This window comes from Vreelandella andesensis, from assembly GCF_003989795.1.
In the GTDB taxonomy this organism is placed as follows: Bacteria; Pseudomonadota; Gammaproteobacteria; order Pseudomonadales; family Halomonadaceae; genus Vreelandella; species Vreelandella andesensis.
This window is the reverse complement of sequence record NZ_RZHG01000030.1, coordinates 126,405-152,186: the sequence shown is the minus strand read 5'-3', so window position 1 is coordinate 152,186 and position 25,782 is coordinate 126,405. Positions and strand designations below refer to the sequence as shown.

The window sequence follows — 25,782 nt, the reverse complement described above, 5'->3', positions numbered from 1 at the left end:
TGCTGCCATTTCTGTCCGGCGTGCGGTATTCAACTAGCAGTGACAACCGTCTATTGTTATTAAGAAGTGACCCAAGGAGCCGCCATGAAACGCGATTTAACGCGCCTTTTGCACGCTCAGCGCCATGCGGTTGGCAATGCGCCCTTCCCAACATTAACGTCGCGACGAGAGCGCTTGGCCCGCCTTGCACGAATGACCAAGCACCACCAGCGAGACATTATCCACGCTATCCAGACTGACTTCGGCAAACGCAGCGAAACAGAAATACGCTTGGCGGAAATTAGCGCAGTGCTTCAAGCCATTCGTCATACGCGTCGGCACCTCTGGCACTGGATGCGCCCATATGCTGCCAACATGCCGTGGCGCTTATGGCCCGCCCGCGCACGTATTGTGCCTCAGCCACTTGGCGTGGTCGGCATTATGTCGCCCTGGAACTACCCATGGAGCCTGGCATTGATGCCTGCAATTGATGCTTTCGCAGCGGGGAATAGCGTCATGATCAAGCCTAGTGAGTTCGCCCCTACTACCAGCGCCCTTTTGGCCAAGCTGGTACCACAATATTTTACCGATGAAGAACTGTGCATTGTTGAGGGTGGCCCTGAGATAGCAAAAGCGTTTAGCGCACTGCCTTTTGACCACTTGGTCTTCACCGGCTCCACCCGAGTGGGCCGGCAGGTTGCACTTGCCGCCGCCGAGCAGTTAACACCGGTGACGCTTGAGCTGGGTGGCAAATCACCTGCCATCGTTGCGAGTGACGCTGACCTGGATCGTGCTGCTGCATCGATTATTTTCGGTAAGGGAATGAACGCTGGTCAGACCTGCATTGCACCGGATTACGTGCTGGTGGAAAGCCGCCACCTGGAAGCGCTTATCCAGGCGCTTAGCCGCGCTATCAAACAGCAGCGCCCAAGCGATAAAGAGGCCACCGGGTTTGTCAGCCCTCACCATCAACAGCGCAGTGAACGACTGATAGAACAGGCAAGAGATCACGGCTGCCGTATCATCGATACGGGGCATCATGCACCCGCGCTCGTTATCGACCCAACCCAAAACCTTGAGCTAATGAGTGAAGAAATTTTTGGCCGTGCGCTGCCGCTTATCAGCGTTAAAACGCTCGACGACGCGATTGCCTTTGTAAACGCCCGGCCACACCCACTGGCACTTTACGCGTTCACTGACAATAAATTGTTGCAAACGACCTTACGCCACACAACGCGCTCTGGCGCGCTGGTCTTTAACGAAACATTGCTCCACCACGCGGTTCCCTCTCTGCCTTTTGGTGGCGTTGGAGAAAGCGGCATAGGGGCATATCACGGCCGCCACGGCTTTGAACGATTCAGCCATTTACGCGGCATTTTCTACCAATCAAAACGAGCCTCTAGTTCATTAATAAGGCCGCCTTATAAGCGCTGGCTATTAAAATTACTAAGGATTGGCTAAGCTCTCTATGGGTAAACAAGTGATGATATCCTGCACGGTAGTGAATAGATGTTGATAACAACGTTGCTTTTATTAAATAACCATAAACATGGAGTCTGTTGATGGCGCACGACCTGCTTGACCGCTTACGCGAACGCCTAGAAGAACTAAACCGCTCAGAACGCAAGGTTGCCAATGTCATACTGGAGGACCCGGCGGTAGCCACCAGCCTAAGCATTGCAAGCCTTGCTCAAGCAGCCAGCGTCAGCGAGCCCACGGTCAATCGGTTCTGCCGCAATTTTGGTGCCAAAGGCTACCCGGATTTTAAAATCAAACTTGCTCAAAGCTTGGCGGGCGGCACGCCCTATGTCACGCGAGCTGTCGAACCCAGTGATAGCGCCACGCAATACACCCAGAAGATTTTCGGCGCGACCATTGCTGCTCTGGACGAAGCACAGCGTGACGTCGATATGGCCGCCGTCGAGCGCATGGTCGACTACCTCACCCAAGCGAAACAGGTTCATTTCTTTGGCTTAGGCGCCTCCGGTGCCGTCGCCCAAGACGCCCAGCACAAGTTTTTCCGCTTCAACTTGCCGGTTATGGCTTATGTTGATGTACTGATGCAGCGCATGGTGGCCGCCGCTTGCCATACAGGAGATGTCGTCGTGATTATCTCCTACACAGGACGCACCAAAGAACTGGTCGATATTGCACGCGTTGCCCGCGAAGCAGGTGCCGTGGTGCTGGGAATTACCGCGCCTAACTCTCCGCTCTCCCTAGAGTGTACTGCGACACTTGAAGTCGCCACCCCCGAGGACACCGACCACTACATGCCAATGACCTCGCGGATGATTCAATTAACACTGATTGATACCCTAGCCACGGGGGTAACCTTAAGGCGCGGCGAAGATTTTCTGCCGCACCTTAAGAAGATCAAAGATAGCTTGCGCGATACCCGTTTTCCCATAGAAAAGGTGGGGAAGTAATCAGTAAGCCATCAATCACTGACACCAATGACTTAACTGCTGACGGCGGCGGTAACCGTAATTTCTACTTTTAACTCATCAGCAGGCAGCGGCGCGCAGACACAGGTGCGTGCCGGTGCATAGCCTTCAGGTACCCACGCATCCCACACTTCGTTCATGGCAGCAAAATCATTGCCGTCTTTGAGATAAATCGTCGCGCTGAGCAGCTGCTCTCGGCTGGAGCCAATCTCTTTTAGCAGCGCATCAACCCGCGCCAGCATACTTTCGGCTTGTGCTTTAATGCCTTCATGACGTGCCTCGGGGCCTGTTACCTGACCACATAGGTAGGCAACGCCTTGATGAATAACGGCACGGCTCATACGGGCTTTCGTATCATGGCGCTGAATTGTCATAGTTCAATCTCCTAAGTAAAGCAAAAAAAAGCAGTGTAAACCGCTACCGCTTTGTTGCCTACGCCTTCTTAATCAAGCGTGCTCTGTAGGCACCGGACGATGCTCAAAGACTCGCCGCAAAACAAAGCTGGTATGCGCCCCGGTAACGCCTTCAATGCGGTTAATCACATGCAGTAAAAGGTGCTGATAGTCGTCCATATCACGAACCAGAATCTTGAGCTGAAAATCAGCCGCTTGCCCGGTAATAATCAAACACTCGATCACGTTAGGAATTTTACGGATATGCCGTTCGAAGTTATCGAACCGTTCGGGGGTATGTTGATCCATTGAAATATGCAGCAATACCATCAGCTGATAACCCAGCTGACGTGCATCAACATCTGCTCGGTATTGGGTAATTAAGCCGTGCTCTTCTAGCGCACGCACCCGCCGCAAGCAGGGCGATGGAGAAAGCCCAATGCGCTCGGCTAACTCCTGATTACTAATGCGCCCTTCCTGCTGTAACACATTCAGAATATGGCGATCAAAACGATCAAGCTCAAGCGGCACGACAGGCATTAGAAGCAGCTCCTACCAATAAAAAATAAATAACCGATATTTGCTGCCGATTATTGGCGATAAAACCACATTTTCGCAATAAACTTTCGCCATACTTCCAGTAGACTGTAGTGACTGTTACAAGCAGCTCTCACATGTTGCCTTACCCAGGCATCTGTTAACGCGGCATACGCCACAAGCGGCCACCCAACTAATTCACTGTTTTCAGGAAACTCGCCATGTCTGCTTTTGATCATCGCAAATACCGCCCTGCTCCGCGTGTCCCCGCGTTCAACCGTCTATGGCCTGACCGCGACTTAACCCAAGCGCCAATTTGGGTCAGTGAAGACCTTCGCGATGGCAATCAGGCGCTATTAGAGCCGATGACAGTTGAGCAAAAGCAGCGCTTTTGGCACCAGATTATTAAAGTGGGCATTAAAGAAGTGATGGTGGGCTTTCCGTCGGCTAGCCAACCAGACTACGATTTTGTCCGCTGGCTTATTGAAGAAGACCAAATTCCAGACGATGTCACCATTGCGGTATTGGTGCAGTGCCGCGAACACTTAATTGAGAAAACCTTTGCCTCGCTGGTAGGCGTCAAACGCGCCATTATTCATCTTTACAACTCCACCTCTACCATCCAGCGCGAGCGGGTGTTTGAGATGGACCGCGCCGGCATTACCGATATCGCTGTGCAAGGTGCTACCTGGGTAAAAACCTATGCTGCCCAATACCCAGACGCTGACTGGCGTTTCCAATACTCACCGGAAAGCTTTTCTAGCACTGAAATCGATTTTTCACTGGCTATTTGTGAGGCGGTGATGGATGTCTGGCAGCCAACGCCGGACAATAAATGCATCCTTAACCTGCCCACCACGGTAGAAGTCGCAGGCCCCCATCATCATGCTGACCAGATTGACTACTTTTGCCAGCACATTAGCCGTCGAGATAGTGTCATTATCTCGGTACATACCCACAACGACCGCGGCGGCGCAGTTGCCTCAGCAGAGTTAGCATTACTGGCGGGTGCCGACCGCGTCGAAGGCACGCTACTCGGTAACGGCGAGCGCACAGGCAATATGGATATTGTTACCCTGGCGATGAACCTTTACAGCCAAGGCATTGATCCCAAACTGGATCTTTCCAATCCGGATGAGATCGTTCAGGTGGTGCATGAATGTACTGGTATCACGATGCACCCGCGTCACCCCTGGGTGGGCGAGATGGTGTATACCGCGTTTTCCGGCAGCCACCAGGACGCTATTCGTAAATCCCTTAAGCATCAAAAGCCCGACGAGCCATGGCAAGTAGCTTACTTACCGATTGACCCACATGATATTGGCCGCGATTACCAAGCCGTTATCCGCGTGAATAGTCAGTCTGGTAAAGGCGGCATGGCCTTCTTGCTAGAGCGCGACTTCGGCATCAATTTGCCGCGCTGGATGATGCTGGCACTTGCTCCTTTCGTGCAACAAGAGACTGAGCGCCGCAATAGCGAGCTTTCAAGTGAGATCATTCGTCAGGTGATGTTTGATAATTTCACTCAGGATGCACCGCTTGCATTGGCCGATTACCGACTCTCTAAAGGCCAGCATGAGGGAATAGAAATAACGCTTTGGCAAGGCGCTGAAACGCTACGCTTATCAGGCACCGGGAACGGCGCTATGTCATCATTCACCGATGCCTGGAAGAAGCACTCGGGCAGCCATGTAGCGATCATTGACTACAGCGAGCATTCACTTGGCGGTGACAGTGAAGCCAACGCAATTGCCTTTGTGCAACTGAATATTGATGGGCAACGACTTTGCGCCGTAGCTGAAGATAGTGACACCGTTAGCGCATCGCTGAAGGCGCTGCTGTCAGGTATTAACATGGCGCAAACCATGACGCAGCATCAACAGAAAGATGCTGCTATCGAGGCCTAGCGGCTTATTCAGCACACTCGATACATTTCAGCGCTAACGGGTCCCAGGTGAGGCGTTTGGCACCAATCCATTCGCCACACTCAATGCACTCGCCGAAGTTCTCTTGTTCAATACGCTGCAACGCGCCGCTAATACGCTTAATTGTCATTTGGCGGCGCTGCTCTTCTGCCTTCGCCATGGCTTGCCCTTGCAGCGCATCCATACGTGACAGCCGCCCCACCGACGTTTGATCAAGTACTACCGTCTCTCTTGAAGCGGCGCTTTCAATGCTCTCTTCTCGCAAAGACACCTCTAACGCCAACAATTTCTGGCGTATCGCGACAATGTCTACCTCAGGGTGATTCATCTGCGTCTCCTATTCGCCTACACTCGTTAGCTTATTAACCGCTTTAACCATGAAGGGACTCATACCCATGGGCTATCGTACCCTGCTGCGCGACCACCGCAGTGTGCTTGGAATCGCATTTTTGGCCATGTTTAGCTCAAGTCTTGGCCAAAGCTACTTTATTGGCCTTTTCCAATCGCCACTTTCTGCACATTTAGGTCTTAGCATTGGGCAGTTCGGAACGGCCTACTCTATTGTTACCCTGTTTGCTGGCTTTTGCATGCTGCGCTTTGGTCCATCTATTGATTGGATCAGTCCACGGCGTTTTGCCGTGAGTGTACTCGGGCTGTTATTAATCGGTGTTGTGTTACTTACTCTATCCCCTTGGTGGTGGTTAGGAATAGTCGGCTTAGGGATAGTTCGCCTATGTGGCCAAGGCATGCTTACCCACCTAGGTAATACCCTAGCCGCTAGGGAGTTTTCCACGCTACGTGGCCGCGCCATTGGGCTTGTCAATCTCGGCATTCCCATGGGCGAAGCGCTGCTCCCCCCGCTAGTAGCAGCGGCACTGATATGGACAAGCTGGCAGATCTTCTGGTGGCTGCTATGCGGCATGTTAGCGATCGCATGGATTGTGCTGTTAATCAAAGCACCGTGGCCCAGTGCACCAGGCGTTAAACCTAGCAAACAAGCGCCCAGCGGTCCTCGCCCATTTCGTGAAAAGCGCTTTTGGCGGCTGTTACCACTTTTAATGGCACTGCCGATTACGATGACAGGCCTGTTTATTTATCAAACGCAATTAACTGCGTCGCTGGATAGCAGCCTTACCGTTTACGCGCTTGCGCTAACCGGTATGGGAATTGCCAAGTTACCAGGGGCACTTTTAGGTGGTCGCTGGGTCGATAAACTCGGCCCTATTAAGTTGGCCCGCCTCTACCTTCTGCCTTATGCGCTGGCAATGCTGATGGCCATTACTGTTGGCGGACACATCAGCATCTGGGCATTGATGGTAGGCGGCGGCTTAGCCATGGGGGCGCAAGAACTTATTGCTTCCGGCCTGATGATTAAATTGTGGGGTGCGGAACATTTTGGCCGTGTGCGGTCAGCGCTCAGCGCCGCGATGGTGTTTTCGACCGGCATTGCCCCGGCAGTATTGGGCATAGCCCTAAGTGCTGGGGCAACCTTTCACTCACTGCTGTTCGCCATGTTGCTGTTTATTATCGTTGGCTGGCTGTTAGCCCAAGGCGTGCTAAAAGAAGCATCAAACAGGACCATAGCGAAATAAAACTAAGCGAAAAAATTTTAGCGCAGAATCAGCACCGGCAAATGGGCATTACGTAGCATGGCGGTTGTTGTACTCCCCACCAGCAAGTGACGAATACGTGAATGGCCATAAGCGCCCATAACCAGCATATCAATGCTGTGCTCTTGCTTATAAGCGCGTAGCGTTTCTTCTACTTCACCCGCGCGTATGGCCCCTACCGCTTTGTGGCCAGCGGCCAGGAGCGTTTCAGTTGCCCAATCAAGCTGCGATCGGTTTTCGGCAGTTTCAGCCCCCACAATCACCACATGGCAGGCAACACCTTCAAAAAGCGGGCTTTTGGCCAGCATTTCAACGCCTTTGCGGGCCGTTTTGCTGCCATCAAAGGCCATCATCACGTTTTTTGGCTGTGTAAACTGCTTCGGCACCATCAAAATAGGCCGATGCATCTCACGAACTACTCGCTCCAAATTCAACCCTAAATGTCCACTGGCCTGATGCGCAGACTCACCTCTTTTGCCCAACACTAACAGTCGCGTATCGGCTTCGTTCTCCACTAGCGTTTCGACAAGCGTGCCATTGCGCTGGAGAGCCTGAGCATCTGCAATGCCTAGCTCAGCAGCACGGTGTTGAGCAGCCTCCAGCATCAAACGCCCCTGTTCACGGGAAACTTTAGCGCGCTGTTCTTCAATATTCGATAGCTTTTCAAGCAGATGCTCTCGGGTACCTAACCCTAGATTCCCGGTTAAGTCAGGCTCTGCCACCTGAGGGTGGTTATCTAACGTATGTATAAAGCTTAGTGGCGCATCCAGGGCTTTGGCGGCCCAGACGGCATAATCACAGATACTTGCTGAATACTGAGATCCATCAATGGCTGCTAATACGCGTTCAGTCATAAAAGCGACTCCTTGAGCGGGTGCGTTAAGATTTTTATTATTCTCATTCTTTTTTACACGAACTTATCGACCAGTGACACCTTAATGCGTTCTTTATGTTCATCCATCTCGTTCTCCGGCGAGTGGTACAATTAGCAGCCTATCAACGCAGCTAGGTAAAGGAGTCGCAATGGGGCATGGTATCGCGAGCATGCTACTGGTAGCACTAGGCGGCGCATTGGGCGGCATTAGCCGCTATGCCGTTTCTAATTTCATGGCCCAACTGCTAGGTAAAGCCTTCCCTTGGGGCACGCTTATCGTGAATGCCAGCGGCGCTTTTTTGGCGGGCGGGCTACTCGGTTACTACGGCATGCCAGGCGCACAGCCGCTATGGCTATTTACTATTGTCGGCCTATTGGGCGGCTACACCACCGTTTCATCATTTAGCTTACAAACCATTGAACTATGGCAAGGTGGCCAAGCAATGCGTGCCGCTTTGAATATTGCGGCTACTCTAGTGCTAGGGTTGGCGATGGTTATACTCGGCTGGCTGCTGACTAAGGAGCTGCAATGAGTTGGCAAGCCTACATGGCTGTCGGTATTGGCAGCGGATTTGGTAGCATGCTTCGCTACGGCATCTCTCTCGCGTCTTTGGCAGCGCTTGGCGGCTATTTGCCTTGGGCCACACTACTCGTTAACGTGCTGGGCTCGGGAATTATCGGCTGGGTTGCCGCAACTGCCTCACGCTTTCCCAGTGGTAAGCTTGCGCACTGGCAGCCTCTACTCATGGCGGGGTTCTGTGGCGGTTTTACCACCTTTTCGCTATTTAGCCTGGAAACCCTGCACCTTGTTCAGCAAGGGCTACCGGGGTTAGCGCTACTCTATGTGTTAATCAGCCTACCGCTTTGGCTATTAGCGGCTTGGCTAGGAGAGCGCATGGCACTTTCTCGGTCGCCAAGCTAGCAAACCTTGTCTATAGCAAACCTTGTCTATAGCAAACCTTGTCCACAGCAAACCTTGTTCATAAAAAAAGGGGTTTTATGCGTGACCAGTTAGAGCGTCAGCAATCATGGGTTTACCTAGGGTTTATCTGCTTAGGGCTTGCATTGGGCTTAATGGCACCTCTACTGGCATCATCACTTGAACAGTTGTTATGGCCGCTACTCGGCGTACTGCTTTACGCCACTTTTACTCAAATACCGCTGCTACATATCAAGCAAAGCGTTACCGATACGCGCTTTATGGCAGCACTACTGGTCGGCAACTTTCTCATTATTCCTGCCCTGCTGGGGCTACTAGTGCTAGGAATTTCAGTACTCGGGCTGTCGCTTTCGCCGCCAGTAATTGCGGGGGTATTGCTGGTGTTACTGGTGCCTTGCACCGATTGGTTTATTACCTTCACGCATTTAGGCAAAGGCGATGCCGCCCGTGCCGTCGCGGCAACGCCACTGCTGCTATTAGTACAAATGATCGCATTACCCATTTACCTGTGGCTGTTTTTAGGCGGCGAGTGGTTCCAGCTAACCTTTTCAACACATCTACTCAGCGCGTTTGTCGGGCTGATCATACTGCCCTTAATGTTAGCTTGGCTGACCGAATTTGCTGCCCAACGGTATCGCGTCATGAATCAAGCTACCGAGTATCTCGGTTATTTACCGATACCGCTACTGGCACTGGTGGTGTTCGTCATTGCCGCATCACAGGTTAACAGCGTGATAGCGCTTAGCCATGTACTGTTGCAGGTCGTGTTTATTTTTATCGGCTTTTTAGTTATTGCAGGCATATTGGGAAAGATATTAGGCGTGCTATTCAAATTACCACCCGCCAGCGCCCTAACCCTTGCCTTCAGCTTTGGCACGCGTAATTCGTTCGTTATGTTGCCCATCGCGCTTACCTTGCCCAGTGGCTGGCAAGCTGCGGTAGTGGTTATTGTTTTTCAATCGCTTGTGGAGCTATTTGGCATGGTGGCATATTTACGCTGGGTGCCAGGTAAACTGATTCCTGATAATAGCGGTGAATAGCAGGCGTGATAACAGATCGTTAATCTGGTAACATTATCTCTAAGCTTATGGCTAAGACGCTTATTGATCATCTTCTAATAAAGGTCTTTGCTGTCGATTGAAAACATCAACAGGACCATAGAACATGCTTTACTCCCCCCTAAGGCTGATGACTCCACCCTAGTCTCCCGCTCGAAACTTATGCGCAAAAAATAGTTGATTGATGCTTGTGTATAACAGTGAAATCAATCAGTTGAATTCTAGCTACAGCGATAAGTGCCGGCAACCATGTCCACTGATCCCCCATAAAATTGTTTGTTACGTCATTTGTGCACGCTTACCGCATTGCTCGGTGAGGCCATCTACTCTCAAACAAGGCTATTGCATTGCAAAACGCACCCCTTTTCCACACTGCATTTTTTGATGAGACCTCCTCGTCACAGAGATTTGTGTCAGAACTTCTTGAAAAAGCTGATATTCATATTAACGGAGATCGTGCCTGGGATATGCAACTGAATGCCCACGGTGTGATTGACGATGCGCTAGCCAGAGGCAATCTCGGCCTAGGCGAACGCTATATGAATGGCGATTGGGAAGCCGAGAATCTGGATGAATTCTTCTTCCGGTTAATGCGGTCGCACCTTCCAGAACAAGTAAGCCATAGTAAATTGGTTTTTCACCACCTTAAGTCTCGCTTTGTTAATTTACAAACCGCTAAGCGCGCCTTTCAGGTAGGGGAAGCACACTACGACCTCGGCAACGATTTTTACGCTGCCATGCTTGATAAACGCATGACCTATACCTGTGGGTATTGGAAAAACGCCCAAACACTTGATGAAGCTCAAGAAGCAAAGCTTGATCTCATTTGCCGAAAGCTGGAATTAAAGCCAGGCATGCGTGTTCTTGATATCGGCTGCGGTTGGGGCAGCTTTATGGCCTATGCCGCAGAACATTATGGCGTTGAGTGCGTTGGCCTGACGATCTCAAAAGAGCAGGCCGAATACGGTAAGCAGATCATGCAAAGCGATCTTCCGGTTGAGTTCCGTTTGCAAGATTATCGTGATGAACATGAACAATTTGACCGTATCGTCAGTATTGGCATGTTTGAACACGTCGGACGCAAAAACTACCGCGAGTATATGCAAGTCGCTAGCCGTTGCTTAAAAGACGACGGCCTATTTTTGCTGCATACCATTGGTAAAAATGTACGCAACACGTCTCCTGATCCGTGGATTGACAAGTATATTTTCCCCAATGGCGAATTACCTGCACTTAGCCAGGTGACCGATGCTGCGGAAACACTCTTTGTTGTTGAAGACGTGCATAACTTTGGTGCCGACTATGACCGCACATTAATGGAATGGCACAAGAATTTCGAAGCTAGCTGGCCACAATTCAAAGACCAATTCAGCGAACGTTTTTATCGTATGTGGCGCTACTACCTGTTGAGTTGCGCTGGCGCATTTCGCGCTCGCGACATTCAACTTTGGCAGTTTGTTTTGAGTAAAAAGGGTGTGCTTGGCGTATACCAACGCATCAGTTAATTACGCCTAATTTTAATATATATTGAAAAGTGGAAGCTAAATGCAAAAGGCATTCTCTCTATTTACGTCAGAATCCGTGTCTGAAGGACACCCTGATAAAATTGCCGATCAAATATCAGATGCGGTTCTTGATGCGATTATTGCACGCGATAAACAGGCACGAGTAGCCTGCGAAACAATGGTTAAAACAGGCGTCGCTATCATTGCCGGAGAGATTTCCACAACGGCATGGGTAGACCTAGAAGCCATTGTTCGAGAAGTGATTACCGGTATCGGCTATACCTCTTCAAACGTTGGTTTTGATGGCGCTACCTGCGGTGTAGTGAATCTTATTGGTAAACAGAGTGTAGATATTGCACAAGGCGTTGATCGTAGCAAACCGGAAGATCAGGGTGCTGGTGATCAAGGCTTAATGTTTGGTTATGCGACCGACGAAACTACGTCGTTTATGCCTGCGCCAATTCATTATTCACATCGATTGGTCGAGCGCCAAGCAGAGCTACGCAAACACGGTTTATTACCGTGGTTACGTCCCGATGCTAAAAGCCAAGTTACCTTTCGTTATAACGAGAGCGGCCAGCCCTGTGGTGTAGACGCTATCGTTCTATCCACTCAGCACAACCCAGAAATCAATCAAGAGGAATTACGGAGTATTATTAAGCATGAAGTCATCGAACAGGTGATTCCTGCTGAGTGGCTTGATGAACATACCCAGTACCACATCAATCCAACAGGTAAGTTTGTGATCGGTGGCCCTGTGGGTGATTGTGGCCTGACTGGAAGAAAAATCATCGTTGATACTTACGGTGGCATGGCAAGACATGGCGGCGGCGCTTTTTCGGGCAAAGACCCTTCAAAGGTAGATCGCAGCGCTGCTTACGCTGGGCGCTATGTTGCTAAAAATATTGTGGCCGCTGGGTTAGCCAATAAGTGTGAAATACAGATTTCATATGCAATTGGTGTTGCTGAACCTACGTCAGTCAGTATCGATACCTTTGGTACGGGAAAGATCGAGGATGCCAAAATAGTAACGCTAGTACGCCAATGTTTCGACTTGCGCCCCTACGCCATCACCAAGATGCTCGACTTACTCCACCCTATGTATCAACTTACTGCAGCCTACGGACACTTCGGACGAGAGCCTTTTGAACATAGTTATCACTGGACAGATGATAAAGGCCAAATCCATACGGAAACTTTCACCGCGTTTCCGTGGGAAAAGACAGATAAAGCCGAAGCGCTTCGCCAGGCAGCAGCGCTGTAGCACATAGGCACCCTATCGCTTCGATACGCCACAGCTTATTGTTAGAGAGAGTCGGTTGAACGTAAATTGTGAGTTTCCACCGATAGATGTAGTATATTTTCAGATACCTTGACCAAGGTCGCTGATAACTGTAAGAGGAATTCCATGAAACGGTTACACAACGGCTCTCTCCTAACTCCACCTTAGCGTTTTATCCACTTAGTCGTATCTGTACTTTCATTGCTGATGACGAATGCGTTGGAAATGATAAAACGAATTGAGAGTGGAAAAAACATGCAAGCACAAAGCGCTTTTATACCCAATATCAATAACTTGACAAATTCTGATGAATGGACGAGCGTTCATCACCATTTACCCATCAACGCTAAAGCCCCCCTTTTGGTCGTATATCGTGACACTCACGGTGCCGGTGTGACTTCCGCTATTCTAGAGCGTGGCAAATTTCTAAGCGTGACAAACAGAGCGTTGGTGCGTGGTGTGCAAGCATGGCGCTTTATTGATGAGTGAGTAGCTTTCTCACTAGTAATCACACTGACTCTTTCACTAACTCTCTCACTAATTCTCTCATTAGCAATCTCACTGGCTCTCTCATAATATTGTCCGCGCAGTATCGCAGCTTGAGCAAATACTTCGACAAATAGGCATCATGGCTACAAAACCTAAAATCGCGCAACACGACGCTGAACACCTTCACTTAACCAATACACTGCAACGTATTGACCTTAATGTAGCCGAAATTGATCAGCGTCTGACGGCTTACTCTGAAGATATCCAAGCGCAAAAAGAGTACCTATGGACCAGTCGTGACGAGATGGACCACATTGAGAAAATTTCTGCCCGTGAGTCCATTCAGCAAGCGGTGATGACGGGTGAAAATGCTCTCGCTCGCCGCCACAAATTAGAGAAATTAAAAAAGTCCCCCTATTTCGGACGTTTCGATTTTACCCAGCAAGAAACAACCCAACCTATTTACATCGGTATTCATCATTTTTATGACGATCTCGCCGGTGAAAACCGTATATACGACTGGCGAGCACCGATCGCTTCGTTATTCTACGATTACGAGACTGGCCCTGCTTCCTACCAAAGCCCAAAAGGCGAAATTAGCGGCAATATTAGCCTAAAGCGTCAATTTCGTATTAAAAACGCCACCATTGAGCTATTGATTGATAGCGATGTGCACGTGGTAGACGAGGTCCTCCAAGACACCTTGAGTAGCGCTTCTGACGACAGCATGAAAAATATCGTGGCGACTATCCAGCGTGATCAAAATGCTATTATTCGCAACGATGAAGCGCATACCTTAATTATTCAGGGGGTTGCTGGCTCTGGAAAAACTTCGATCGCCCTGCACCGCATCGCCTTCCTGCTTTACCGTTTTAAAGAAACGCTAACGTCAGAAGATATTTTAATCATTTCGCCTAACCAAGTGTTTTCCGACTATATCGCCAACGTATTGCCTGAACTCGGCGAAGAAACTGTTAACCAAGTAGGAATGGAAACCCTTGCCGATGAGTTGCTTGATAGCCAATACCGTTTCGAGACTTTTTTTGAGCAAACCACCGCGCTGTTAGAAAAAAACGATGCACAAATGAAGGCGCGTCTTCAATACAAGGCAACACCCGAGTTTCTCACTGAACTTGACCGCTATGCAGCCTATGTCGAAGCTCAACGCTTTAGCGCTGAGGATATATGGGTTGCACGACGATTAGTGCCTAGTTGGTTATTAGAAGAAGTCTTTAAGAAACATCGCCATTTACCTACTAACGAGCGACTGAAACAGGTTAGTTGGGAAATAGAGCAGAAAATTGGCAATCAGTACAACTATGATTTGATGCCGGATGAACGCAAGACACTTAAAGCTAAAATTAAGGGTATGTTGACGCAAAAAACGCTGCGTGAAACCTACAAAGCGTTTTACGACTGGCTAGAAAAACCTGAGCTTTTTAAGCAGGCCTCCCGCGGTCGACTTGAGTACGCTGACGTATTTCCACTGATCTATTTAAAGATGCGCTTGGAAAGCGTCAACTCCCGCTGGCGCAACGCCAAGCACTTGTTGATTGATGAAATGCAGGACTACACGCCTGTACAATATGCAGTCATCGGTCAGTTATTTCGCTGTAAAAAAACCATCCTCGGCGATACCTATCAGTCAATTAACCCCTATAGCGCCTCAAAAGCAGAACAAATCCGCCAAGTATTGCGCCAATCGATGTACGTCACGCTCAATAAAAGCTACCGCTCTAGCATTGAAATTAGCCGCTTTGCTCAGCAAATTGCCTACAACCCGGCACTAGAGCCTATTGAACGCCATGGTAAGCAGCCCATTATCTATCGCAGTCCCTCACGAAAGCTATCGCATGAAACGGTGCATCGGCTCGCGAAAGAGTTTGCAGCATCCGATCACAATACACTGGGTATCGTGTGCAAAACTCAGAAACAAGCCACTCGTGTGTTTAACGTGTTAGCGGGGCAGTTTGATAAACTTCAGTTACTTACTGAACAAAGCAATGCCTTTGGCCAAGGCATTATTGTCTGCACGGCCCATATGGCCAAAGGGCTCGAATTTGATCGAGTGATCGTTCCCGACGTGACCGCGACCCACTATGCCACGCAGATGGAACGTAACTTACTCTACGTGGCGTGTACGCGGGCGATGCATCAACTAGATTTAACCTTTCATGCTGAGCCGTCGCCGTTTATCGAACCACTAACTGAACATTTTGAATAACGCTAGAGTGTCGTTTTCATCCGTTGCGTAAACAGACAGTTGGCGTAAGCGCTTAGCCTGTCTCAACTGATCGCAAAGTGCCGAAACTGCCCACTGAGAGGCATTACTCTCTTCTTGGGCATGACATGGAATATGAGGGGTTGCACCTGGCAAAGGAAGCGTCAACGATGCAAGCTCCTCACGCTCAGCAATCATAATGATTTTACGATAACATTTTCCCCACAGCGCCAAGGCCTCGGTTGGGCTGCTACTAGCACTGGGCTGCGGCGGCGCAAACTTAATCACTGTGGGCCCTTTTTGATAAGGCTGAGACGTCATCCACGCTTCACCGATAACCACATTACCCAGCGCGTTAATTTGCGCACGGGTTGCAGGTTCCACATAGGCACCGTCTGGGGTATTTTCTGGATTGATAGTGATATGCGTTTTATTGAGCTGCCATGTTTTCATTAACATCTCCTTAAAACAAAAAAAGCCGACACACTCAAATAACGAGGGCCGACTGCGGGTTAAAATGTGCAAAATGCGAGCTAATTTTTAATGCGTGCTTATCGGCCCATTAGCGCAATATCAGTACCGGTATTCGGCTACCGCGTAACATTGCTGTTGTGGTGCTGCCAACCAGCAAGTGGCGAATGCGTGAATGTCCGTAAGCGCCCATCACAAGAAGGTCGATAGCATGCTCCTTCTCGTACGCTTGCAGGGTGTCATCTACCTCACCTGAACGGATAGCACCTTCCGCTTGATGGCCTGCATCGCGCAGTGTGCTTAACGCCCATTCCAATTCGCTACGATGCTCTGCGGTATCAGCACCGACAATCAACACATGGCATTCAGTACCATCAAATAGCGGCGAGCGTGCCAGCATTTCCACCCCTTTACGGGCAGTTTTGCTACCGTCAAACGCAATCAGTACCTTTTCAGGCTGTTTAAAGGTTTTAGGCACCATGAGAATTGGGCGGTGCATTTCACGCACCACGCGCTCAAGGTTAGAACCCAGGTGGCCGCTAGCGCTGTGAGCACTTTCACCACGTTTACCCAGTACCAACAAACGCACATCTTTCTCTAGCTCTACTAGAGTTTCGACCAGTGTGCCGTTAAGTTGGCGAATAATGGGATCAGCGATCCCATCTTCTAGCGCCCGTGCCTTGGCAGCTTCTAGCATTAGCTTGCCTTGTTCACGGTTCACCTTGGCGCGCTGCTCATCAAGCTCAGAAAGCTCTTTCATCAAACGTTCGCGGGCACCAAACCGTAAGTTGCCAGACAAATTCTGCTCATCAGGCACTTGCGAGTGGTTATCTACCACGTGCACGAAGCTAAGCGGCGCCTTTAACGCCAAGCTTGCCCAAGCGGCGTAATCGCATACGCCTTCTGCATAGTGGGAGCCGTCAATCGCGGCGAGTACTTGTTCAGTCATGTCGCTCTCCTTGCGGTGGTTAGTGACCGCCCATCAGTTTTTCAACAGCTTCGGGATCGTTGTGTACCGCGTAGCGGTCGACGACAGTGGCGCTAGCTTCGCTCAAGCCCACCAGCTCTACCTCGGTACCTTCACGGCGGAACTTAATCACCACGCGATCCAGAGCCTGAACGGCGGTAATATCCCAGAAGTGAGCTTTCGACAAGTTAATAGTGACTTTATCAATGCTTTCTTTGAAATCAAAGGCAGCAAGAAAACGCTCAGACGAAGCAAAGAACACTTGGCCAACCACTTGGTATTCACGCTCTTTACCAGCTTCAAGTTCTTTAGAGCCGATATACATGATATTGCCGACTTTATTGGCAAAGAACATTGCCGCCAGCAGCACACCCACAAACACACCAATAGCTAGGTTATGCGTACCGACCGTTGCTACGACAGTAGCTACCATTACAAAGTTGGTGCTCATTGGATGCTTTTTCAGATCGCGGATCGATTCCCAACTGAAAGTACCGATTGCCACCATTATCATCACGGCCACCAGCGCTGCCATGGGGATCTGCGAGACCCAATCAGCTAAGAAAACCACCATTAACAGCAGTACCACGCCAGCAATCAAAGATGATGTACGGCGACGACCACCCGATTTAATATTGATTACTGATTGACCGATCATCGCGCAACCCGCCATACCGCCAATCAAACCGGCACCAATATTGGCAACACCCTGGCCTTTACACTCGCGACTCTTGTCACTTTTCGTGTCGGTCAAATCATCAATGATAGTGGCGGTCATCATAGATTCCAGCAGGCCCACCACCGTTAGCATGATCGAGTAAGGAAGAATGATCATCAATGTTTCGAAATTTAGCGGCACGTTGGGCCACAAGAACACTGGCAGCGTGTCAGGTAACTCGCCCATGTCTCCAACGCTGCGAATTTCCATACCCGTCACCATATACACAACGGTAAGCACCACGATACAAACCAGCGGCGATGGAATCGCTTTCCCGATAACCGGCACATAAGGGAAGCCGTAAATAATCGCCAAACCTGCAAGCGTCATGGCATACACATGCCACGTAACATCGGTTAGCTCAGGCAACTGCGACATAAAGATAAGAATGGCGAGTGCGTTCACAAATCCGGTAACCACCGAACGTGATACAAAGCGCATCAAATCAGCAAGTCTTAAGTAGCCTGCAATAATCTGCAGTACACCAGTAAGCAGCGTGGCCGCCAGCAGGTATTCAAGGCCATGATCTTTTACCAGCGTAATCATCAACAGCGCCATGGCACCCGTCGCACCAGAAATCATCCCTGAACGACCACCAGTGAAGGCGATGATGACGCAGATCGCAAAGGAAGCGTAAAGGCCAACTTTGGGGTCTACGCCCGCAATAATAGAGAACGCAATGGCTTCTGGGATCAGCGCAAGCGCCACGACAATCCCCGCAAGGGAGTCGCCTTTGAGGTTAGAGAGCCAAGATTGTTTAAACTTTTCGTACATGCGAAGGGTCCACGGTTAAAGGTTTATGACTAGCCAAAAGCGGGCAGACAACGCCGCCAAGCATTGGCACATTAGGGATGTACCACTTTTTATTATGAAGATGAGCTGGCATTTGATACTGATAAAGTCAGGTACTGTGCGACACGGGTACGACTAAATTTAAGTACCACAAAGCAATGACAGCGCGATGAATGCGCAGCCATTACCTTAAGAAAGGCAGGGAGCTAGGGCGGAGTCGTCAGCCCAGAAAAAATGTGAGTCAATGCGGTCATGGGTAAAATTCTATACGCCTGCAGTCAGCAAGGTGCGACAAAGCGCCGTATCTTAACAGCATAATTGCTGCAATGCATCTAATGCCGCTCTCTGTAACAGACACAAAGGCCGCCACCTCTACTTAGGCAGGGTGACCTATCGCCTGATTGTGGCGTACCATTGCGCCTCCAGCAACGATGACAATTGCCAACGTTTTATGTTGAAGCGGCACACCTATTCATGTGCCGAACATGCCCGCCAAAGAGGAGAAGTAGACGATGAGCCAGTCCATTGCGGTGATTAAAGGCGACGGTATCGGCCCCGAAATCATGGATGCCACCCTGCGCGTACTTGATGCGTTGGAGTGCGACCTGAATTACGAGTTTATTGATGCTGGCCTGGCGGCGCTTGAAAAACACGGTACGCTAATTCCCCAAGAATCGCTTGATGCCATTGAAAAATATAGCATTGCACTGAAAGGCCCACTGACCACCCCTATTGGCAAAGGCTTCTCCTCAATCAACGTACAGCTACGTCGTCATTTTGACCTGTACGCTAACGTGCGCCCTGCTATCAGCTTTCCCGGCACACGTTCCCGCTACGAAGATATCGATATGATTACCGTGCGGGAAAATACCGAAGGTGCCTACCTTTCTGATGGTCAGGAGATGATTGACGACGGCAATACCGGCATTTCCGTCATCAAGGTAACCCGACATGGTTCAGAGCGTATTGTGCGCTACGCGTTTGAGCTAGCAAAAAAGAACGGCCGTAAAAAAGTAACCGCCGTACACAAAGCTAACATCATCAAAACTAGCTCAGGGCTGTTTTTAGATGTCGCTCGGGAAGTCGCTAAAGAGTATCCAGAGATCGAATTTCAGGAAATGATTGTGGATAACGCCTGCATGCAGCTGGTGATGAACCCACATCAGTTCGATGTGGTGGTTACTACTAACCTGTTTGGCGATATTCTGTCTGACCTCTGCGCCGGGCTAGTCGGCGGTTTAGGCTTAGCCCCTGGGGCAAACATCGGCGAAAAAGCCGCCATTTTCGAAGCGGTTCACGGCTCCGCTCCGGATATTGCCGGACAAAAAATCGCCAACCCTTGTGCGTTACTGCTAGCGGCAGCCCAAATGCTCGACCACTTGGGCATGAATGAAAAAGGCGATGCTATCCGCCATGGAATTCGTGCGGTGTTGGAAACGCGCCGCGACATGGTGACCCCCGACATGGGCGGCACCGGCACCACCGATACGTTTGCCCAAGCGCTCGTAGAACATATAAAGCAATAATATAAAACAATAATAGAAAGAGACTTTTAGCCATTCTTCATCAGCTTGCCACTCGACAACGGTTTGGTGGCAGCTGTGATTATGAAAGTCCGCGTAAAATATTTTCGACTTGCTGCTGGGCGTGTTGCTGACTAGCGCCGCTTTTTAGCAACATCCGTAGTCCTGATATGGAAAGCGTTAAAAAGTAAGCCAGGCTGTGCGCGTCTCGTTCGAGCGGGATTGCGCCCTCTTGCTGGGCTTGTTCAATCACGGTGACAAAAAACTGCGTAATTGACTGCACACTCTGCACAGCGGCATTGGCCTCCGCAGAGCCACTATTACCAAGCTCTGTTGCTGAGTTAAAAATCAAACAGCCAAGCGCAGCTTGCTCACTTTGCGCCTGCTGCGCCGTGCGGCAAAGTAACCGTTCAATAAATGCCCAAGCACTGTCTTCTTTTGCTAACGCACAGCTTAACTGATCCAGCAATTGCTCACGATATCGGGATAAAGCCAGCAGAAATAACGTTTCTTTATTGCCATAGGCTTGATAAAGACTGCTACGCGATAGCTGCATATCATTCAACAAGTCACGCAGTGACGTATGGTGGTAGCCCGAGCGCCAAAAAGCACGCATGGCTGCCTGTAGCGCTGCCTCTGGCTCGTGCTGCAAGGGTCGACCAATACGCATTTCTAACCCCTTAAAAAACACTCAATGAATAGCCAGCTAATATAACACACCAAACTACCGTCAAAGCCACCTCAAACAAGTGCCCACACATGTGTGGGCACTCATCACAGCGAAACAACGCTTAATTAAGCAATTCACGTACTTGTTTAATACCATCTAGGGCAAATTGGACAGGGCGCGAGTCGCTAATGGTCCATGCAGCCATCGAGCCGTCATACATTGCGATATTCTCGAAGCCAGCCACTTCGCTCAGAACAAACCAATCTGTCGCGGCCCAATGGCCCGTATTACAAAACGCAATGGTTCGCTCACGGCTGTCTAAATCTGCTGCATTAATACGTGCTTGCAAGCCATCGACATCTAAATAATAGGCCCCGTCACGATCACTGAGGTGGGTTTGATGGGGCAAGCTACGGGCACCTGGAATTGTGCCGGCTACTCGCGCAGCAGGTGATTTAATTTCTCCGATAAAGTAATCTGCTGGACGCGCATCTACGAGCTGCGCTTGGCTGTTACGGGCATCTTCAACTTGTTCGGTGGTAGCCACAAGCGCTTCACGCAGATCAGCTTCAAAATCAACCGGAGCAATCACTGAAGGCTTTCCATTCGCAACATCAAACCCTTGCTGTTGCCATCCCGCAAAACCTCCGTCCAAAATAGCAACCTTGTCATGGCCTAATACTTTGAATGTCCAATAGATTCGGGCAGCGCTTCCGAAATCAGTAGGACCAGTCCCCGCCGGTACAATAACTACGGCACTGTCATTATTAATGCCTAAATCACCAATAAGCGTTTCTAATGCGCTCACCTCCGGCATTAACCCCGCCACGCTATCTCGCGTCTCACGCCAGCCATCATCGGTATAACTGGTATAGCGGCTGCCTGGAATACGCGCTTCAAGAAAACTAGCTTCATCACCACCGTTATCGATGGATGAGCGAACATCAAGAACGACCAGAGCATCATTATCGCGGTTATCATTAAGCCACTGGGCATTAATTAAGGGGGTCATTTCAAGTGCGTAGACGTGGCTCGTTAGTCCCAGCACGCCAATTAAACCTAACAGTATGCGTTTCATACAAACATCTCCTAAGGGCGACTATCGCTAGCAGTTAAGGTTACTGATTTAGCGTTAGCTCTCAAAAAAAGCATAAAGAACGATTGGTACAATACGCTTATCTTGCGCTATAAAAGACGGTAGTAAAAATAAAATTTCGCTATAACTATATAGGAACCATCACTCATAGCTCGGGCTATGCACGACCATTTCAAGAGACCTTCTCAGGTAATACAAATTTTAAGCAAATTTTTAAATTTTGCTGTAAGTAAACCTGCGGCCACAACACAGAACTTGCAGAGCCATCTTTTAGGAGCCAAAAATGAGCGCAAATGCTTCCAGCCAACTCGATTCCACGCCACGATTTTGGTTAAGCGGCAAGCGACATGCCGAACAGGATCATTTTTTTCGCCAAACGCTGGAAGCGCATGGCTGGGTAGAAGGCGATGAAAAGCATTGGCAAGCCGCCTGGGTAACGGGCATGCCACCTAAGTCAGCGTTTAAAGCAGCCTCACCCTACGCCAAAATGAATCACATCCCTGGCAACGCAGCATTAACCGTCAAAAGTCGCTTACATGCCAGCCTAAACGCCTTACGCAAGCGTACACAGCGCCACTTTGGCAATGATCACCCTTTTACAGCTCGATTGAATTTCTTTCCTCGCGCTTATGAAATGCCTCACGATTACCCTGCCCTAATAGAAGATGCAGCGGCTAATCCTGAGAAACGCTGGATTTTAAAACCCACTAACGCCTCGAAAGGTAAAGGCATAAAAGTGCTCAGCGACCCAACGGATGCGCCACTTTCCCCCAACTGGATAGTGCAAGAGTACATTGCTAACCCACACACTATTCGTGGCCACAAATACGTGCTGCGGCTTTATATGTTGATTGCCAGCATCGACCCTGTGCGGGTTTATCTCTACGACCAAGGCTTTGCTAAGCTAGCATCCGACCCCTGGGACCCCGCTGACGTCGACAACCCCTTTAGCCAATTAACGAACCCAGATATCAACGCGCTTAACGTTGATAGCGAAATTCCCGTGGAATTTATCGACCTTGAACGCTACCGCCATTGGCTTCGGGAACAAGGTCATGACGACGACACTCTCTTTAGCCAGCTACGTGACCTAGCAGCGCTAACTGCACTGTCAGGCGTCGATGCCATGCGCATGCGCTCTAAAGAAGAGGATGCCGACCCACAGGGCTGCTACGAATTAATTGGCCTGGATTGCTTGGTTGACGACCAATTAAAACCTTGGATTCTAGAATGCAATCTAAGTCCCTCGCTCGGCATATGCGCCAAACCTGAGCATGGTGGCGTTATTGAAGAAGCAGTCAAAGGTAGCCTAGTGCGCGACATGATCCATCTTGTCGGCTGCGACCAATCCGCAAAAAAGGGTGATTTTGACGCAACAGCACTAGCCGACGAACAACAAAGGGTAGGTGGGTTCATACCTCTTTACCCCTCACTACCTAGCACACAAGATAGTCAAGATTACCTACCGTTTATCGGCCTTCCCAGCTTGTTAGATTATCGTTTAGCCAGCGTAGAAAACCGCCAAGCGGTTGCTTTTCGTGCTAATGGCGTTAGCGAGTTAATCGAGGATGACCGCTTAGCCCTCTATCATCATGCAAGTGGGCTCTATTTCCAGCTTAACGACAGCGCCGCCCTTATCTGGCTGCTAGCAAGTGAAGGCGAACCGATTCAAAGCCTACTCGATCACTTACAGGCAGCAAGCGGTGGTCATGCCACTCAAGATCAATTGGAAAATGATCTTTGGTCTACCCTCACGCCTTGGTGGCATCATGGCCTATTAGCGCCCAATTATGGTCCTGAATTAGCCGTTGATACGCAGGATTCACGCGAACGGCCAGCGACTTGGCACGGCACGCTAGCGTTTGATCAGCGCCAATGGCCTATCACAGCGCCTATTGGCCCGGTAGCTGACCGGATTGCGGCAGCGTTTTCACCATTACTCGGCGCCGTAAACGTCAATACACTAGGCGAGCCACTCCATGTGCTTGAAAGCGCTAACGGATACTGTCTCACTACTGATAACCATGTGGTTAGCTCACGCTTACATATCGGCGATATAGTCCCTGCCATCACACGCTTCTGCTTAACCAGCGCCGAACAGCAAGACCATCTTGTGCTGGATATCGCCCTGTTAAGCAGTGCCGAGCAGCATATTGTCTGCCTGCTCCCCAAGGGCATCAAGCCGTCATTATTATCGCCGCTTATCGCTGCGGCCAAGCAGCACGGGCTAACACTTTCCCGCGGCGCGCGCTTGGCATTCAATGCTCCAGAGGTTATCGAACCGCTTAACCTGCCCCTGATTGATGCCCCCTTTGCGTCTACAGGACCACAACGCTGCGGCGGCATACTGCAGTTAACCACCACTAAGGCAGAAGACTCTCAGGCACTAAACTCGCTCGATCTGCTTGGATGGCTGCTTCCCTTCGCGCTAGAGCAAAAGCATTTAAGCCCAAGCGCTCTGCATGCATTACGAGCGTTTTGCCAGCACCCGCCATTCACGCAACTAACTATATCAGCAGCTGACGTAAGCCAAGCACTTAACCAGTGGCTTAGCCCGCTAGCAGACTCAAAGCCTTCTCACGCTGCTGTATAGCAGCAGGAAGACGCGCCATCCGGCGCAATTAATCGCCATGATAAGGAGAAACATCATGTCTCAACAAGAAGCTAAACGTCGTTTACTTAGCCGCTTAAGCCGCCAGTTCGGTTACACAGCGCCAGCGCTAGCGTTAGTGGCCAGCGGGCTTGCCTTCCAAGTAAGTGCTGACGAACCCACTGAAGGGTTTACCAATATGCAACAAGCTCCCATGATGCTGGCCGAAGGCAGCGCTGAGGGGGAAGCCGAAGGTGAAGGTGAAGGCGAGGGAGAGGGAGAAGCCGAAGGCGAAGGTGGCGCTGAAGCAGGCTAGGCAGCCATTTTCACGTTTATAAAGCAATGCCCTGTGCCGGTTAAACGCCGGCACAGCTCACAAGGAGGCTATCCAGCATGAAATCTTCGATATCGTTAGAAAATCATTTCAATGCTTCAAACGCTACTGCGTTGCTCGTTGAAGAGAATGTGCAAACGCTCGAACAGGTTGCCACCTTATTACAGTGCACATCAGACGTGGTATACCAACAACGTTTAGGCAATCAACAAACCCAATCACTGGGTAAGCATGTACGTCATATACTCGAGCATTACCAAACGTTATTGGAGGCTCTCGCAGGCTCTGACCAGCAAAAAGCCTTTGATTATGAACAACGGCAACGAGAAGCGGCTCTGGAGAACGATCCTAATCATGCACTTACGCGTGTACGTGCATTGCAAACAAGGCTAAAAACATACACCTCAGTACCTCACGATACGCTATTAACACTTCACTACCCCGTTGAAGAAATACCGGCGTCCTCGCGTTTGCCGGCGGCAACGTCACTACCCATAACAAGCAGCTTGGGCCGCGAACTTGCCTTTTTAACCAGTCACAGCATTCACCATATGGCGCTCCTTTGCTTGTTCTGTGAGCAGTTAAATATTGTTCTGCCGAGCAACATTGGCGTACACCCCTCTACGCTACGCTTTTGGGAAAAGCAGCGCACCGCTTCATGACTGTTTGGCGCTGTGTGAGCCATCCTTTTAAATTGATCAATGTTACTGGCCACTGTGTAAGGTATTCACGTTGTATAACACGCAGTGTTAGACCGAACATTCGCTCTTGCTGCTCGTTTCCTGAAGAAGGTGGAAATACATGACTTACCTATTTGCTTATGGATATCGTCTTATTGCCGCGCCCGTTTGGCTATTGTTAGCAACGTTGACGATAAGCCAGTCAGTTATTGCCGAAGAGCCGATCACTTGGCCGCAGGAAGGCTGGAATGTTATTAACACGGATAAAAGCTACACAACGCTGGTAGACGATCTACGCCAAGCGGTTGCTGAGGCAGATATGTTGATTGTTACCGAAGCGAGCCCCACAGCAGCGGCTGCCCAACGCGGGGAAACAATTCCAGGTAACCGCGTCATTGGTGTTTTTCGTAATGACTATGCAGTAAGGATTATTCGCCAAAGCGTGCCCGCAATGATTGAAGCACCATTACGCTTTTATATAACAGAAGACTCACCTAACGCCGCCACGCTCTCTTGGAAAACCCCTAGTGCTTTACTAATGCCCTATGATTATGAAAATACAAATTTAGAAATCATTGCTAATGAACTAGACATACTCTTCCAGCGCATTGCCAACAATGCGACAACGCCATGATAAATTACCGTTAACGGTCGGTGGATACATTTTTTAAGCACCGCCACCTTA

Annotated in this window: 25 protein-coding genes; 16 read left to right on the top strand and 9 right to left on the bottom strand. The window is 49.9% G+C overall.

Annotated features, from left to right (window positions below; all coding sequences use genetic code 11):
* The first annotated feature begins 84 nt into the window (after positions 1-84).
* Positions 85-1,440, top strand: a complete 1,356-nt coding sequence (locus tag ELY33_RS16670) for an aldehyde dehydrogenase family protein (RefSeq protein ID WP_126949028.1) — start codon at positions 85-87, stop codon at positions 1,438-1,440.
* 101 nt (positions 1,441-1,541) lie between these two features.
* Positions 1,542-2,405, top strand: coding sequence for a MurR/RpiR family transcriptional regulator (locus ELY33_RS16665; protein ID WP_126949027.1), 864 nt, complete (start codon positions 1,542-1,544; stop codon positions 2,403-2,405).
* A 32-nt stretch (positions 2,406-2,437) separates the two neighbouring features.
* Here ELY33_RS16665 and ELY33_RS16660 read toward each other — a convergent pair whose 3' ends face one another.
* Together ELY33_RS16660 and ELY33_RS16655 are read right to left on the bottom strand one after the other, a co-directional pair.
* The gene (locus ELY33_RS16660; RefSeq protein ID WP_126949026.1) at positions 2,438-2,797 is read right to left on the bottom strand and encodes a RidA family protein; all 360 of its coding nucleotides are present in this window, start codon (positions 2,795-2,797) and stop codon (positions 2,438-2,440) included.
* A 72-nt stretch (positions 2,798-2,869) separates the two neighbouring features.
* Entirely contained in the window at positions 2,870-3,355 is a 486-nt protein-coding gene (locus ELY33_RS16655) for an Lrp/AsnC family transcriptional regulator (protein ID WP_126949025.1), read from the bottom strand.
* A gap of 218 nt (positions 3,356-3,573) precedes the next feature.
* On the opposite strand from ELY33_RS16655, the gene ELY33_RS16650 reads away from it, so the two are divergent.
* Positions 3,574-5,259, top strand: coding sequence for a 2-isopropylmalate synthase (locus tag ELY33_RS16650; RefSeq protein ID WP_126949024.1), 1,686 nt, complete (start codon positions 3,574-3,576; stop codon positions 5,257-5,259).
* Between the two features lie 4 nt (positions 5,260-5,263).
* Here ELY33_RS16650 and ELY33_RS16645 read toward each other — a convergent pair whose 3' ends face one another.
* On the bottom strand, positions 5,264-5,605 hold the full coding sequence (locus tag ELY33_RS16645) for a TraR/DksA family transcriptional regulator (protein WP_126949023.1): 342 nt from the start codon (positions 5,603-5,605) through the stop codon (positions 5,264-5,266).
* 67 nt (positions 5,606-5,672) lie between these two features.
* Between ELY33_RS16645 and ELY33_RS16640 the strand changes: the two genes are divergently transcribed.
* A complete protein-coding gene (locus ELY33_RS16640) occupies positions 5,673-6,869 on the top strand; it encodes an MFS transporter (protein WP_126949022.1) in 1,197 nt (398 codons plus the stop codon).
* A gap of 17 nt (positions 6,870-6,886) precedes the next feature.
* Here the strand turns inward: ELY33_RS16640 and ELY33_RS16635 are convergent, their stop codons facing one another.
* Positions 6,887-7,741, bottom strand: a complete 855-nt coding sequence (locus ELY33_RS16635; RefSeq protein WP_126949021.1) for a universal stress protein — start codon at positions 7,739-7,741, stop codon at positions 6,887-6,889.
* Between the two features lie 169 nt (positions 7,742-7,910).
* On the opposite strand from ELY33_RS16635, the gene crcB (ELY33_RS16630) reads away from it, so the two are divergent.
* From crcB (ELY33_RS16630) to ELY33_RS16600, 7 genes are all read left to right on the top strand, one after another.
* Entirely contained in the window at positions 7,911-8,294 is a 384-nt protein-coding gene (gene crcB / locus ELY33_RS16630) for a fluoride efflux transporter CrcB (protein ID WP_126949020.1), read from the top strand.
* On the top strand, positions 8,291-8,683 hold the full coding sequence (crcB, locus tag ELY33_RS16625; protein ID WP_126949019.1) for a fluoride efflux transporter CrcB: 393 nt from the start codon (positions 8,291-8,293) through the stop codon (positions 8,681-8,683). Before crcB (ELY33_RS16630) ends, crcB (ELY33_RS16625) begins: the two co-directional genes overlap by 4 nt.
* A 77-nt stretch (positions 8,684-8,760) precedes the next feature.
* Positions 8,761-9,741: an arsenic resistance protein gene (locus ELY33_RS16620; RefSeq protein ID WP_126949018.1), complete on the top strand. Its 981-nt coding sequence runs from the start codon at positions 8,761-8,763 to the stop codon at positions 9,739-9,741.
* Between the two features lie 365 nt (positions 9,742-10,106).
* Positions 10,107-11,264, top strand: coding sequence for a cyclopropane fatty acyl phospholipid synthase (gene cfa / locus ELY33_RS16615; protein ID WP_126949017.1), 1,158 nt, complete (start codon positions 10,107-10,109; stop codon positions 11,262-11,264).
* A gap of 40 nt (positions 11,265-11,304) precedes the next feature.
* Positions 11,305-12,528: a methionine adenosyltransferase gene (gene metK / locus ELY33_RS16610; RefSeq protein ID WP_126949016.1), complete on the top strand. Its 1,224-nt coding sequence runs from the start codon at positions 11,305-11,307 to the stop codon at positions 12,526-12,528.
* Positions 12,529-12,801: 273 nt separating this feature from the next.
* Positions 12,802-13,035 carry a hypothetical protein gene (locus ELY33_RS16605; protein WP_126949015.1) on the top strand — a complete coding sequence of 78 codons (234 nt, stop codon included), beginning with the start codon at positions 12,802-12,804 and terminating at the stop codon, positions 13,033-13,035.
* Between the two features lie 139 nt (positions 13,036-13,174).
* Positions 13,175-15,259 (top strand): HelD family protein, encoded by a 2,085-nt coding sequence (locus ELY33_RS16600; protein WP_126949014.1) that lies wholly within the window; start codon positions 13,175-13,177, stop codon positions 15,257-15,259.
* Here the strand turns inward: ELY33_RS16600 and ELY33_RS16595 are convergent.
* From ELY33_RS16595 to ELY33_RS16585, 3 genes are all read right to left on the bottom strand, one after another.
* Positions 15,239-15,709: a hypothetical protein gene (locus ELY33_RS16595; protein WP_126949013.1), complete on the bottom strand. Its 471-nt coding sequence runs from the start codon at positions 15,707-15,709 to the stop codon at positions 15,239-15,241. The two genes, ELY33_RS16600 and ELY33_RS16595, sit on opposite strands and share 21 nt — an antisense overlap.
* Positions 15,710-15,818: 109 nt before the next feature.
* Positions 15,819-16,676: a universal stress protein gene (locus ELY33_RS16590; protein ID WP_126949012.1), complete on the bottom strand. Its 858-nt coding sequence runs from the start codon at positions 16,674-16,676 to the stop codon at positions 15,819-15,821.
* 19 nt (positions 16,677-16,695) lie between these two features.
* Positions 16,696-18,186: a SulP family inorganic anion transporter gene (locus ELY33_RS16585; protein ID WP_126949011.1), complete on the bottom strand. Its 1,491-nt coding sequence runs from the start codon at positions 18,184-18,186 to the stop codon at positions 16,696-16,698.
* 530 nt (positions 18,187-18,716) lie between these two features.
* Between ELY33_RS16585 and ELY33_RS16580 the strand changes: the two genes are divergently transcribed.
* On the top strand, positions 18,717-19,730 hold the full coding sequence (locus ELY33_RS16580) for an isocitrate dehydrogenase (protein WP_126949010.1): 1,014 nt from the start codon (positions 18,717-18,719) through the stop codon (positions 19,728-19,730).
* Between the two features lie 79 nt (positions 19,731-19,809).
* On the opposite strand, the gene ELY33_RS16575 is transcribed toward ELY33_RS16580, so the two are convergent.
* Together ELY33_RS16575 and ELY33_RS16570 are read right to left on the bottom strand one after the other, a co-directional pair.
* On the bottom strand, positions 19,810-20,397 hold the full coding sequence (locus ELY33_RS16575) for a TetR/AcrR family transcriptional regulator (protein ID WP_126949009.1): 588 nt from the start codon (positions 20,395-20,397) through the stop codon (positions 19,810-19,812).
* A gap of 121 nt (positions 20,398-20,518) precedes the next feature.
* On the bottom strand, positions 20,519-21,475 hold the full coding sequence (locus tag ELY33_RS16570; RefSeq protein ID WP_126949008.1) for a sulfurtransferase: 957 nt from the start codon (positions 21,473-21,475) through the stop codon (positions 20,519-20,521).
* Positions 21,476-21,776: 301 nt separating this feature from the next.
* Here ELY33_RS16570 and ELY33_RS16565 point away from each other — a divergent pair, with 301 nt between their 5' ends.
* The 4 genes from ELY33_RS16565 to ELY33_RS16550 all read left to right on the top strand — a co-directional run bounded on the left by ELY33_RS16565 (position 21,777) and on the right by ELY33_RS16550 (position 25,731).
* Positions 21,777-24,086: a PqqD family peptide modification chaperone gene (locus ELY33_RS16565; RefSeq protein WP_126949007.1), complete on the top strand. Its 2,310-nt coding sequence runs from the start codon at positions 21,777-21,779 to the stop codon at positions 24,084-24,086.
* A 55-nt stretch (positions 24,087-24,141) separates the two neighbouring features.
* The gene (locus tag ELY33_RS16560; protein WP_126949006.1) at positions 24,142-24,399 is read left to right on the top strand and encodes a hypothetical protein; all 258 of its coding nucleotides are present in this window, start codon (positions 24,142-24,144) and stop codon (positions 24,397-24,399) included.
* Positions 24,400-24,476: 77 nt separating this feature from the next.
* Positions 24,477-25,079 (top strand): hypothetical protein, encoded by a 603-nt coding sequence (locus ELY33_RS16555; RefSeq protein ID WP_126949005.1) that lies wholly within the window; start codon positions 24,477-24,479, stop codon positions 25,077-25,079.
* A gap of 139 nt (positions 25,080-25,218) precedes the next feature.
* Positions 25,219-25,731 (top strand): DUF302 domain-containing protein, encoded by a 513-nt coding sequence (locus tag ELY33_RS16550; protein ID WP_126949004.1) that lies wholly within the window; start codon positions 25,219-25,221, stop codon positions 25,729-25,731.
* Positions 25,732-25,782: the final 51 nt, after the last annotated feature.

Bases quoted from the DNA above. Each gene is read 5' to 3' on its own strand.
- ELY33_RS16670 (WP_126949028.1), top strand. From the start codon at position 85: ATGAAACGCGATTTAACGCGCCTTTTGCACGCTCAGCGCCATGCGGTT.
- ELY33_RS16665 (WP_126949027.1), top strand. From the start codon at position 1,542: ATGGCGCACGACCTGCTTGACCGCTTACGCGAACGCCTAGAAGAACTA.
- ELY33_RS16660 (WP_126949026.1), bottom strand. From the start codon at position 2,797: ATGACAATTCAGCGCCATGATACGAAAGCCCGTATGAGCCGTGCCGTT.
- ELY33_RS16655 (WP_126949025.1), bottom strand. From the start codon at position 3,355: ATGCCTGTCGTGCCGCTTGAGCTTGATCGTTTTGATCGCCATATTCTG.
- ELY33_RS16650 (WP_126949024.1), top strand. From the start codon at position 3,574: ATGTCTGCTTTTGATCATCGCAAATACCGCCCTGCTCCGCGTGTCCCC.
- ELY33_RS16645 (WP_126949023.1), bottom strand. From the start codon at position 5,605: ATGAATCACCCTGAGGTAGACATTGTCGCGATACGCCAGAAATTGTTG.
- ELY33_RS16640 (WP_126949022.1), top strand. From the start codon at position 5,673: ATGGGCTATCGTACCCTGCTGCGCGACCACCGCAGTGTGCTTGGAATC.
- ELY33_RS16635 (WP_126949021.1), bottom strand. From the start codon at position 7,741: ATGACTGAACGCGTATTAGCAGCCATTGATGGATCTCAGTATTCAGCA.
- crcB (WP_126949020.1), top strand. From the start codon at position 7,911: ATGGGGCATGGTATCGCGAGCATGCTACTGGTAGCACTAGGCGGCGCA.
- crcB (WP_126949019.1), top strand. From the start codon at position 8,291: ATGAGTTGGCAAGCCTACATGGCTGTCGGTATTGGCAGCGGATTTGGT.
- ELY33_RS16620 (WP_126949018.1), top strand. From the start codon at position 8,761: ATGCGTGACCAGTTAGAGCGTCAGCAATCATGGGTTTACCTAGGGTTT.
- metK (WP_126949016.1), top strand. From the start codon at position 11,305: ATGCAAAAGGCATTCTCTCTATTTACGTCAGAATCCGTGTCTGAAGGA.
- ELY33_RS16605 (WP_126949015.1), top strand. From the start codon at position 12,802: ATGCAAGCACAAAGCGCTTTTATACCCAATATCAATAACTTGACAAAT.
- ELY33_RS16600 (WP_126949014.1), top strand. From the start codon at position 13,175: ATGGCTACAAAACCTAAAATCGCGCAACACGACGCTGAACACCTTCAC.
- ELY33_RS16595 (WP_126949013.1), bottom strand. From the start codon at position 15,709: ATGAAAACATGGCAGCTCAATAAAACGCATATCACTATCAATCCAGAA.
- ELY33_RS16590 (WP_126949012.1), bottom strand. From the start codon at position 16,676: ATGACTGAACAAGTACTCGCCGCGATTGACGGCTCCCACTATGCAGAA.
- ELY33_RS16585 (WP_126949011.1), bottom strand. From the start codon at position 18,186: ATGTACGAAAAGTTTAAACAATCTTGGCTCTCTAACCTCAAAGGCGAC.
- ELY33_RS16580 (WP_126949010.1), top strand. From the start codon at position 18,717: ATGAGCCAGTCCATTGCGGTGATTAAAGGCGACGGTATCGGCCCCGAA.
- ELY33_RS16575 (WP_126949009.1), bottom strand. From the start codon at position 20,397: ATGCGTATTGGTCGACCCTTGCAGCACGAGCCAGAGGCAGCGCTACAG.
- ELY33_RS16570 (WP_126949008.1), bottom strand. From the start codon at position 21,475: ATGAAACGCATACTGTTAGGTTTAATTGGCGTGCTGGGACTAACGAGC.
- ELY33_RS16565 (WP_126949007.1), top strand. From the start codon at position 21,777: ATGAGCGCAAATGCTTCCAGCCAACTCGATTCCACGCCACGATTTTGG.
- ELY33_RS16560 (WP_126949006.1), top strand. From the start codon at position 24,142: ATGTCTCAACAAGAAGCTAAACGTCGTTTACTTAGCCGCTTAAGCCGC.
- ELY33_RS16555 (WP_126949005.1), top strand. From the start codon at position 24,477: ATGAAATCTTCGATATCGTTAGAAAATCATTTCAATGCTTCAAACGCT.
- ELY33_RS16550 (WP_126949004.1), top strand. From the start codon at position 25,219: ATGACTTACCTATTTGCTTATGGATATCGTCTTATTGCCGCGCCCGTT.